Here is a 7933-nt window from a genome sequence, read left to right on the forward strand (position 1 = left end):
CCGCCTTCGCCCGCCGCGTCCCCCTCACCGGGCGGTCAGCGGACCGGCCCGAGTGCCGGGGCCGGGCCGTCAGGTGAGGGCGACGGCGGCCTCGCCGGTGTAGGCGAGGAAGGTCAGGGTCTCCTGGAGGTACAGCCGGACGCTGGTCGCGTCGTGCGACTCGTAGCCGATCGAGAGGTCCTGGCCGATGCGCAGCTCGTAGTCTCCGCCACGGGTGGTCAGCAGGAACGCGCCACTGATGGCCGGGGCCCAGATGATCTCCCCGTCGATGAGGCGGGCGAGATGCTCGTGGATGGGGTAGCCGTGGTCGGAGGTCTCGTTGACCGCGGTGTAGGCGTCCGCGCTGAGCGCGAGCGAGTAGGGGCCGTCGACTCCGGCCAGGCGCAGGGTGGTGATCGCCTGGCTGATCGTGTTCGGGTAGTCCCGCACCTCCGGGGGGAGCCCCAGCGGCGGGTTGATCGAGCCGCGCCGGATTCCCTCGATGCCGGCCGCCGTGTACCCCTCGAAGACGGCGCGGTCCTCGGCGTAGGCCATCTGCCTGGCGGCCTCCTTGGCGGGGTCCCAGTCCGGGTCCTTCGCGCCCCGCTCGACGTCGTCGACGGCCTGGCGGTCCACGGTGAACGGCACCCGCAGTTCGACGAGGGCCTGGGACCCGCGCAGGCGCGCCCCGACACCCGGGGCGGGCGCCTCGACCGGGGTCAGATGGCCGGTGGGCACCGAGGCGAGGGCGACGCCGCCCGGCTCGGGCACGTCGACCAGGCGGCGCCCCGCGAGATGCCGGATGAACGTCCGGCGGACCTCGCTCTCGAGGTCGGCCCAGGCCGCTTCCGAGACGGGCGCGAGTTCGCGGTGCAGGTTGTTCATCGAGGTGTGCTCCTCTTCAGATGCTTGAGGTCGCCGATCGCCAGGGAACCGTCGGATGCGCGCGGGGACACGGGGGCCACGGTGGGGGCCACTGTGGCGGACACGGCCGGAGGTTCGGTGGCGGTGAGCTCCGCGCCGGCCTCCCGCCCGGTCTCGAGCCGCCCCGGCGGCGGGGGAGGGTCGTCGAGGAAGTCGGCCGACGGCGCGAAGAACAGGCAGCCGGTGACGGCGGTCGAGACGTCGAGGATCCGGTCGTGGGCGCCCGGCGGGTCGCCGACGAACATGCGCTCCAGCATCAGCTCCGTGACCGACGGCGAGCTGGAGTAGCCGATGAAGTACGTGCCGAACTCTCCGCGCCCGGGCGCGCCGAACGGCATGTTGTCGCGCACGATCTGGAGCTCGGAGCCGTCGGGGCCGGTGACGGTGGTGAGCGCCACGTGGGAGTCGCCCGGCTTGACGTCGTCGGGAAGCTCGATGTCCTGCAGCTTGGTGCGCCCGATGGCCCGCTCCTGCGCCTCGACCGGCAGGGCGTTCCACGCCGCGAGGTCGTGGATGTACTTCTGGACGATGACGTAGCTGCCGCCGTCGAAGCCGGGGTCCTGGTCCGGGTCGGCGGCGCCGACGGTCACGGCGTCGTACGCGTCCCGCCCAGTGGGGTTCTCGGTGCCGTCGACGAATCCGAGCAGGTCACGTTCTTCGAAGTACTTGAACCCCTGCACCTCGTCGCAGACCGTGACGGCCCCCCGCAACCGGTCCATGATCTGTGCGGCCAGCTCGAAGCAGAGGTCCATCTGGCCGGCCCTGATGTGGAACAGCAGATCGCCGGGCGTGGCGACGGCGGTGTGCCGGGCGCCGGCCACCTCGCGGAAAGGGTGGAGCTCGGCGGGGCGCGGGCCGGCGAACAGACGGTCCCACACGTCGGATCCGATGGCCGTGACGCAGGTCAGCGCCCCGGACGGGACACGGAAGCCGACCGACCTGACCAGCCCCGACACGTCGGACAGGAGCTCCCGGACGACCGCCTCGCCCCCATGGTCCACCGTCACGATCAGGAAGATCGCCGAGCTGGTGAGCGGTGTCAGCACGGCCTGTGGCTCGGGTGCTCGCTCCGTCACGATGAATGCCTGACCCTTCTCCGGTTCGCAGTGCTCCGTCTGATGGGGGACATCCACGGAGGATATGTCAGCGAGGTCAGAGGTTGTGGCGCCGGGGTGAGTGTCATGGGACGTCTCGCCGGCGCCGCGTCACATCCTGCGGGCCCGCGGCCTGGCCGGGCATCCGTCAGATGGCTGCATCCCGGGCGAGGTCCCGCGTGGTCCCGGCCCCGCCCTTCTCCGCCGATGCGCGGGGAGGGCGGGGTCGCACGCGCCCTACAGGCTGCTGCCGGGCGTCAGCAGGTCGTCGAGGCCGATGCGCCGGAAGAAGTCCACCCGGATGCGGTCGGCCACCGCGGAGACCACCTCGCTCCCATCGCGGCTGGGGTCGACGTGGGTGCGCAGCGGCCTGGTCCCTGCGGGCATGTCCACCACTCGGACGATGGCCTCCGCCACCTCCGAGACGTCGGCCGTCGGCGGCAGCAACCCGGCCAGGCGGACGTTGACGTCGTCCATCAGGGTCGCGTACTTCTCGTCGTAGGAGACGACGCGCTCGGCGTCGTCCGGCCGCCCGGCGTGGAGGAAGTGGTTGGTCCCCTCGGTGTACGCGCCCGGGACGACGATCGCGGTCTCGACGCCGAACCGGATCAGCTCACCGGCGTAGCTGACGGCGAGGGCGTCCATCGCGGCCTTCGCCGCGAAGTAGGGGCCGAGGAACGGCGGGCACCCGCCGCGCGTGCTCGAACTGCCGACCCACACGAGCAGCCCCTCGTGCCGGTCCCGCATGTACGGCAGGGCCGCCCGGTTGACGCGCTGGGTTCCCACCACGTTGGTGTCGTACACCTGGGCGATCTGCTCGGGGGTGAACGCCTCGGCGGGCCCGAGCACCATGTGCCCGGCGTTGTGCACGACCACGTCGAGACGGCCGTGGGCGCGCACGATCTCGCTGATCGCGGCGTCCGCCGACGTCTGCGAGGACACGTCGAGTTCGATCGGCCGCAGGTCGACGGAGTTGTCCGCGGCGTACTTGTGGAGGTCGGCGACCGCGGGCGCGTTACGGCCCTCGGTCTCCCTGATGCCCGCGTACACGGTGTGACCCGCGTGGGCGAGGGCGCGCGCGGTGAGCGCGCCGAAGCCGCTGGACGCGCCGGTGACGACGACGATCTTGCTGGGGTTCATAGGGGATTCCTTTTCCGGGTGCCGGCCGCGCGTCAGATGGCGCCGCCGTTGGCCCTGATGACCTGGCCGTTCACCCAGTGGCCTTCGGGGCTCGCGAGGAAGGTGACGACGGCGGTGATGTCCTCCGCCGTGCCGAGGCGCTCCAGCGGGGGCGCGGCGGCCAGCCGGCCGAGGTTCTCCTCGGTGTTGTTCTCGTAGAGCAGGTCGGTGGCGGTCGGGCCGGGGGCCACGACGTTGACGGTGATGTCGCGGCCGCGCATCTCACGGGCGAGGATGAGGGTCATCGCCTCAACGGCGCCCTTGCTGGCGGCGTATCCGCTGTAGCGCGGGAAGGCGAGCCCGACGACCGACGACGAGAAGTTGATGAGCGTGCCGCCGGGCCGCAGGCGCCTGACGGCCTGCTGGGAGACGACGAACGTGCCGCGGATGTTGGTGCGGTGCATCTCGTCGAGCACGTTGAGATCGAGCTCGGCCAGGGTGGACAGGACCATCCGGCCCGCGGCGTTGACGACCACGTCGACGCCGCCGAAGGTCTGCTCGGCCAGGTCGAACACCTCGGCCATGTCGTTCTCGTCCGCGACGTCGGCCTGGGCGGCGATCGCCTGGCCGCCGGCCTCGCGGATCTCCTTCACCGTCACGTCGGCCGCGGCCTGGTTTCCTCCGTAGACCACGACGACGGCGAGGCCGTCCGCCGCGAGCTTCCTGGCCACCTGGTTGCCGATGCCGCGCGATCCTCCGGTGACGACGGCGACGCGTGCCTGGCCGGATTCGTTCTCCGTGGTGATGGACATCGAGGTATCCCCGCATTCATAGCAGTGCTTTCGCGTTTGCGTTAACAACGATACCACGATTTGGAAGTCTCGTTACCCGTCCTTGTTATCGCCGTTAACACCCCGTGCCCTTGGGTGTGATCATGCACGGGTTCGGTCATGCGCCCTCTGAGCAGGCGCGACACGAGTCGTGATCATGCACAAACTCGTGATCAATGCGGCCGACCTGGGTGTTTGCCGTTCGTGATCATGCATGATGCAGTGCATGATCACGGCACGCGTGACTGCAGGTAGACCACGTGATGGCCGAATCTGCGCATGATCACAAACAAGGTTGGCGCAGGTCGGCGGGCAGGCTCACGAGGTTGTGCATGATCACGCACGGGGGTGGCGCGGGTCGGCGGGCAGGCTCACGAGGTTGTGCATGATCACGAGGTTGTGCATGTTCACAAACATGGGGTGGCGCGGGGCGGTGGGTGCGCTCACTAGGTTGTGCGTGATCAATCCCTCACGCGGAGGGGTGGGTCTTGACGCTGGGATGGACGGCGACGATGACTCGGTGATCACGGCCGCCCTCGGCCGCCTCGTCGTGATACTTGCTCACCAGTGCGGCCACGGCCCCCGCCAGCTCTTCCGCGAACGCCGCGCGGTCGGCCGCCGAGGCGAAGCGCACCTCTCCGTCCAGCGCGAACGTCGCCACCCGCTTCCGCGCGGCCGTCGCTCCTGTGATCAGCTCGCCGACGTCCCGCACCAGCTGCGCCGCCAGCGCGAGCAGCCACCGTGCCGACAACCGATCGGGCGCGCGTGACGGGTCCGGCTGCACCGGCGCCAACGCCAGCGGCGAGATCACGTACGAGGCCGCGGTCGCCCGCATCACCCGCTCGGTCATGTTGCCCTTGCGGCGCTCCTCCACCAGCTCCACCAGGCCGTGCCGCTCCAGTGCCTTCAGGTGGTAGTTCACCTTCTGCCGCGGCAACCCCACCTTGGCCGCCAGCATCGTCGCGGACCCGGGCTCCGCCAACTCCGCCAGCAACCGCGCGCGCACCGGATCCAGCGACACCTCGGCCGCCGCCGGATCCTCGATCACCGCCACATCGAACATTGCTTCACCATCCCACCGACAATTATCTCTGTCAACGCACTAGAAGTTGTCGGAAAGTCTCCCGGTCTGGTCGAACGGTACGCCTGATCGGCGATGCCCGGCGCCCGCCCGGCCGTACGGTGAAGGTGTGCTGACGGTGGGGGTTGATCTCGCGGCCGAGGCGGTGCGTACGGCCGTGGCCTGGGTGGAATGGTCGGCGGGAGGAGCGCGTGTCAGGGACGTCGCCGTGGGCGCGGACGACGACCTGATCGTCGAGGCGGTCAAGGGAGCCGCCAAGTCGGGGATCGACTGCCCGCTCGGCTGGCCGGACCTGTTCGTGTCGTTCGTCTCCGCGCATCGGGCGGGCGACGTCGTCGTGCCCACGGGCCTGGGCCGCGACTGGCGCAGGGACCTCGCGCTCCGCCTGACCGACCGGGCCGTCCACGAACGGACGGGGTTGCGCCCGTTGAGCGTCTCCGCCGACCGCATCGCCCACCCCGCGATGCGCTGCGCCGCCCTGCTGGCGAGGCTCGGCGCGGAGACGGGAGCGGCGGTGGCACGCGACGGCGGCGGCCCCGTCGTCGAGGTCTATCCGGCGGCCTCGCTCAAGATGTGGGGCCTGCCGTACCGCGGATACAAGAGGACGGAGAACGCCGAGGCGCGGGACCGGATGATCGACGTCCTGCTGGCCGCGGCGCCCTGGCTGAGCCTGGGCGACCACGAAGCCGCCTGCCGGAGGTCGGACGACGCCGCCGACGCGGTCGTCGCCGCTCTCACCGCGCGGGCGGCGGCGTGCGGGCTCGTCACCGCTCCCGGGCCGGAGCAGGCCGCCGGCGCCGCCACCGAAGGCTGGATCGCGGTGCCGACCTCTTCGCTGGACTCGCTGCGCTAGACAGGCGCCCTGTCGTGGTTCACATGGTCACCGCGTCGGGCACGGGTCCGGCGTCGGCCACCGGCTCGATGCCGGCGAGGGCCGCGTCGAGCGGCACCTTGAGGAACTCGATGTTCCCAGTGGCCTGCATCATGACCACGCCGCCCTGGATCGCCGCCAGGATCGAGGACGCGACCTTGTCCGCCTCGAGGGACGACTCGGCCGGCCCGTCCGCCTGCGCGCGGCGGACTCCGTCGGCGATCCGGGTGTGCCACGTCTCGAGCAGGTCGGCGACGATGACGCGGATGCCCGGGTCGGCGGGGCCCAGCTGGGTGGTCAGCGCGCTCAGCGGGCAGTGGACGCCCTGTTCTCGGTATTTCTCGACCACCGCGTCGCGCCACGCCTGCCAGCTTCCCGCGGGCCCGAGCCCGTCGAGGAAGGGCTGCTGGTCGTCCAGGACCTCACCGGCCTCGTGCTCGGCGACCGCCCGGAGCAACTCTGCGCGTCCGTCGGGAAAGTAGTGGAACAGCTGGCTTTTGCTGGTCGCCGTCGCCGCGCGGATGTCGTCGAGGCCGACCTGGTCGGCTCCCCTTGTGCGGACCAGCTCCGCAGTGCCGGCGACGATCCGTTGCCGGGTCGCGGCGCCCTTGGCGGTGAGAGCACGGGTCATGGTCAGGAGAATACAAGGCTGGACTTCACAGTCCAGTCCGATGCGGGATCTTCGGGGGGAGGAGCGACCGGGCCGGTGTTCCGTCCGGTCGGCGCCCGGTTCGGGTGCGGTCTCAAATGTTCATGTGTGGTCTCAGCGGTGAACGAGGGACTCGATCGGCGCCGCGTCGACCCGGAAGGCCTCGCGGAGTCGCGTGGCGTCGAGGACCACGCCCAATGTGCCGTGCACCCCGGTGAGGTGGAGCGTGCCGCCTGCCCGCACGGCATCGTCGAGGCCCTCGATCAGGACCTCCAGGCCGGTCGAGTCGCAGAACCACAGGGCCGAGGCGTCCACCACGAGCCTGACGCGTCCCTCGGAGACGAGCCGCCTCAGTGCGCCGCGCAACAGTCCGCCGGTCGCGATGTCGAGTTCGCCGGCTAGGGCGACCACGGTGACGGCCGGATGATCGTTAACGGTGATGTCGAGCTGAGCAGTCATATGCGCGCCTTCGGTCGGATCGGGGCGTGCTGTCCGAAATGACGCTATCCGTTCGAGCGTCTACGGTAAGTAACGTCCGTGCTCGGTTCGAGCCGTGGAAGGCGCACAGCGCAACCTCCCGGGAATCCGCTGGTCAACCGGGTAAAGCCGGGAACTCCATACCACCTGTCACACGCGACGCGTCGAAGCGGGGCTCCCGGTGGGCGTGGTGTCGGCCGCCCGCCTCCCGTCCGACGGCCATGATCCGTCTTACCGGCCGCCCGGTATAAACCGGTCTTTGGCGGTAAGAGAGACTCGTATCCGTAACAAACGGTATGCCGGAAAAGGCAGCAAGGACAGGGAACAGCCATGTACAAGCGCATCCTCGCGGCGGTCGACAACTCCCCGCGTTCGGGCCGGGTCCTGGAGACGGTCGAGAACCTCGCCAAGCTCACCGGTGCGGCCGTCGACGTGGTTCACGTGGGCGCCTCGCAGGTGGTGTACGACACGGTCGTCCAGGTTGAGGATGAACGGGAGGCCCAGGCGGTCGTCGACGGCGCGCTGGCGAGGTTGAAGGAGGCGGGCGTCGCGGCCCGGGGTGAAGTGCTGACGGGGCTTCGCGGCGACGTCTCCAACATCATCGTCGAGCGGGCGCAGGAGTTCGGCAGCGACCTGATCGTCCTCGGCCCCGCCCGCCACACGCAGCTGGGCGTGCTCGTCGGCGAGAGCGTGAGCGAGAAGGTCGCGCTGCACACGCCCACGTCGGTCCTGCTGGCCGTCTGATGCCGTGCCGGGTGAGTCGTCGGGCGACCCGGTGATCGCCCGACGTTCATCCGGCCGCGGCCGCGGAAGCGCCCGTCCCGCTGCTCCGCGGTGCCGTCGCGCTGCTCCGCGGTGCCGTCGCGCTGCTCCGCGGTGCCGTCGCGCTGCTCCGCGGTGCCGTCGCGC

9 protein-coding genes are annotated in these 7933 nt (G+C 70.6%); 2 read left to right on the forward strand and 7 right to left on the reverse strand.

All coding sequences use genetic code 11. The features are described 5' to 3' along the window. Nucleotides 1-69: 69 nt before the first annotated feature. The 5 genes from Pka01_RS34945 to Pka01_RS34965 all read right to left on the reverse strand — a co-directional run bounded on the left by Pka01_RS34945 (nucleotide 70) and on the right by Pka01_RS34965 (nucleotide 5009). Nucleotides 70-864, reverse strand: a complete 795-nt coding sequence (locus Pka01_RS34945; protein ID WP_203887259.1) for a family 1 encapsulin nanocompartment shell protein — start codon at nucleotides 862-864, stop codon at nucleotides 70-72. Then, a complete protein-coding gene (locus Pka01_RS34950; RefSeq protein WP_239115860.1) occupies nucleotides 861-1979 on the reverse strand; it encodes a Dyp-type peroxidase in 1119 nt (372 codons plus the stop codon). The genes Pka01_RS34945 and Pka01_RS34950 overlap by 4 nt, the downstream gene beginning before the upstream one ends. Before the next feature lie 255 nt (nucleotides 1980-2234). Continuing rightward, complete coding sequence (locus Pka01_RS34955) at nucleotides 2235-3137, reverse strand: SDR family oxidoreductase (RefSeq protein WP_203887260.1); 903 nt, start codon at nucleotides 3135-3137, stop codon at nucleotides 2235-2237. 32 nt (nucleotides 3138-3169) lie between these two features. Beyond that, complete coding sequence (locus tag Pka01_RS34960) at nucleotides 3170-3928, reverse strand: SDR family oxidoreductase (RefSeq protein ID WP_203887261.1); 759 nt, start codon at nucleotides 3926-3928, stop codon at nucleotides 3170-3172. A 487-nt stretch (nucleotides 3929-4415) separates the two neighbouring features. Then, nucleotides 4416-5009 carry an ArsR/SmtB family transcription factor gene (locus Pka01_RS34965; protein WP_203887262.1) on the reverse strand — a complete coding sequence of 198 codons (594 nt, stop codon included), beginning with the start codon at nucleotides 5007-5009 and terminating at the stop codon, nucleotides 4416-4418. A 136-nt stretch (nucleotides 5010-5145) separates the two neighbouring features. On the opposite strand from Pka01_RS34965, the gene Pka01_RS34970 reads away from it, so the two are divergent. Beyond that, on the forward strand, nucleotides 5146-5880 hold the full coding sequence (locus Pka01_RS34970) for a DUF429 domain-containing protein (RefSeq protein ID WP_203887263.1): 735 nt from the start codon (nucleotides 5146-5148) through the stop codon (nucleotides 5878-5880). Between the two features lie 19 nt (nucleotides 5881-5899). Here the strand turns inward: Pka01_RS34970 and Pka01_RS34975 are convergent, their stop codons facing one another. Both Pka01_RS34975 and Pka01_RS34980 read right to left on the reverse strand, forming a co-directional pair. After that, nucleotides 5900-6529: a TetR/AcrR family transcriptional regulator gene (locus Pka01_RS34975; protein ID WP_203887264.1), complete on the reverse strand. Its 630-nt coding sequence runs from the start codon at nucleotides 6527-6529 to the stop codon at nucleotides 5900-5902. A 132-nt stretch (nucleotides 6530-6661) separates the two neighbouring features. Next, complete coding sequence (locus tag Pka01_RS34980; RefSeq protein WP_203887265.1) at nucleotides 6662-7006, reverse strand: STAS domain-containing protein; 345 nt, start codon at nucleotides 7004-7006, stop codon at nucleotides 6662-6664. A 348-nt stretch (nucleotides 7007-7354) separates the two neighbouring features. Here Pka01_RS34980 and Pka01_RS34985 point away from each other — a divergent pair, with 348 nt between their 5' ends. Then, entirely contained in the window at nucleotides 7355-7768 is a 414-nt protein-coding gene (locus tag Pka01_RS34985; protein WP_203887266.1) for a universal stress protein, read from the forward strand. Nucleotides 7769-7933 lie beyond the last annotated feature (165 nt).

Source organism: Planotetraspora kaengkrachanensis (assembly GCF_016862895.1).
In the GTDB taxonomy this organism is placed as follows: domain Bacteria; phylum Actinomycetota; class Actinomycetes; order Streptosporangiales; family Streptosporangiaceae; genus Planotetraspora; species Planotetraspora kaengkrachanensis.

Coding starts and splice junctions, on each gene's coding strand:
- Pka01_RS34965 (WP_203887262.1), bottom strand. CDS start 5,009: ATGTTCGATGTGGCGGTGATCGAGGATCCGGCGGCGGCCGAGGTGTCG.
- Pka01_RS34960 (WP_203887261.1), bottom strand. CDS start 3,928: ATGTCCATCACCACGGAGAACGAATCCGGCCAGGCACGCGTCGCCGTC.
- Pka01_RS34980 (WP_203887265.1), bottom strand. CDS start 7,006: ATGACTGCTCAGCTCGACATCACCGTTAACGATCATCCGGCCGTCACC.
- Pka01_RS34955 (WP_203887260.1), bottom strand. CDS start 3,137: ATGAACCCCAGCAAGATCGTCGTCGTCACCGGCGCGTCCAGCGGCTTC.
- Pka01_RS34945 (WP_203887259.1), bottom strand. CDS start 864: ATGAACAACCTGCACCGCGAACTCGCGCCCGTCTCGGAAGCGGCCTGG.
- Pka01_RS34975 (WP_203887264.1), bottom strand. CDS start 6,529: ATGACCCGTGCTCTCACCGCCAAGGGCGCCGCGACCCGGCAACGGATC.
- Pka01_RS34985 (WP_203887266.1), top strand. CDS start 7,355: ATGTACAAGCGCATCCTCGCGGCGGTCGACAACTCCCCGCGTTCGGGC.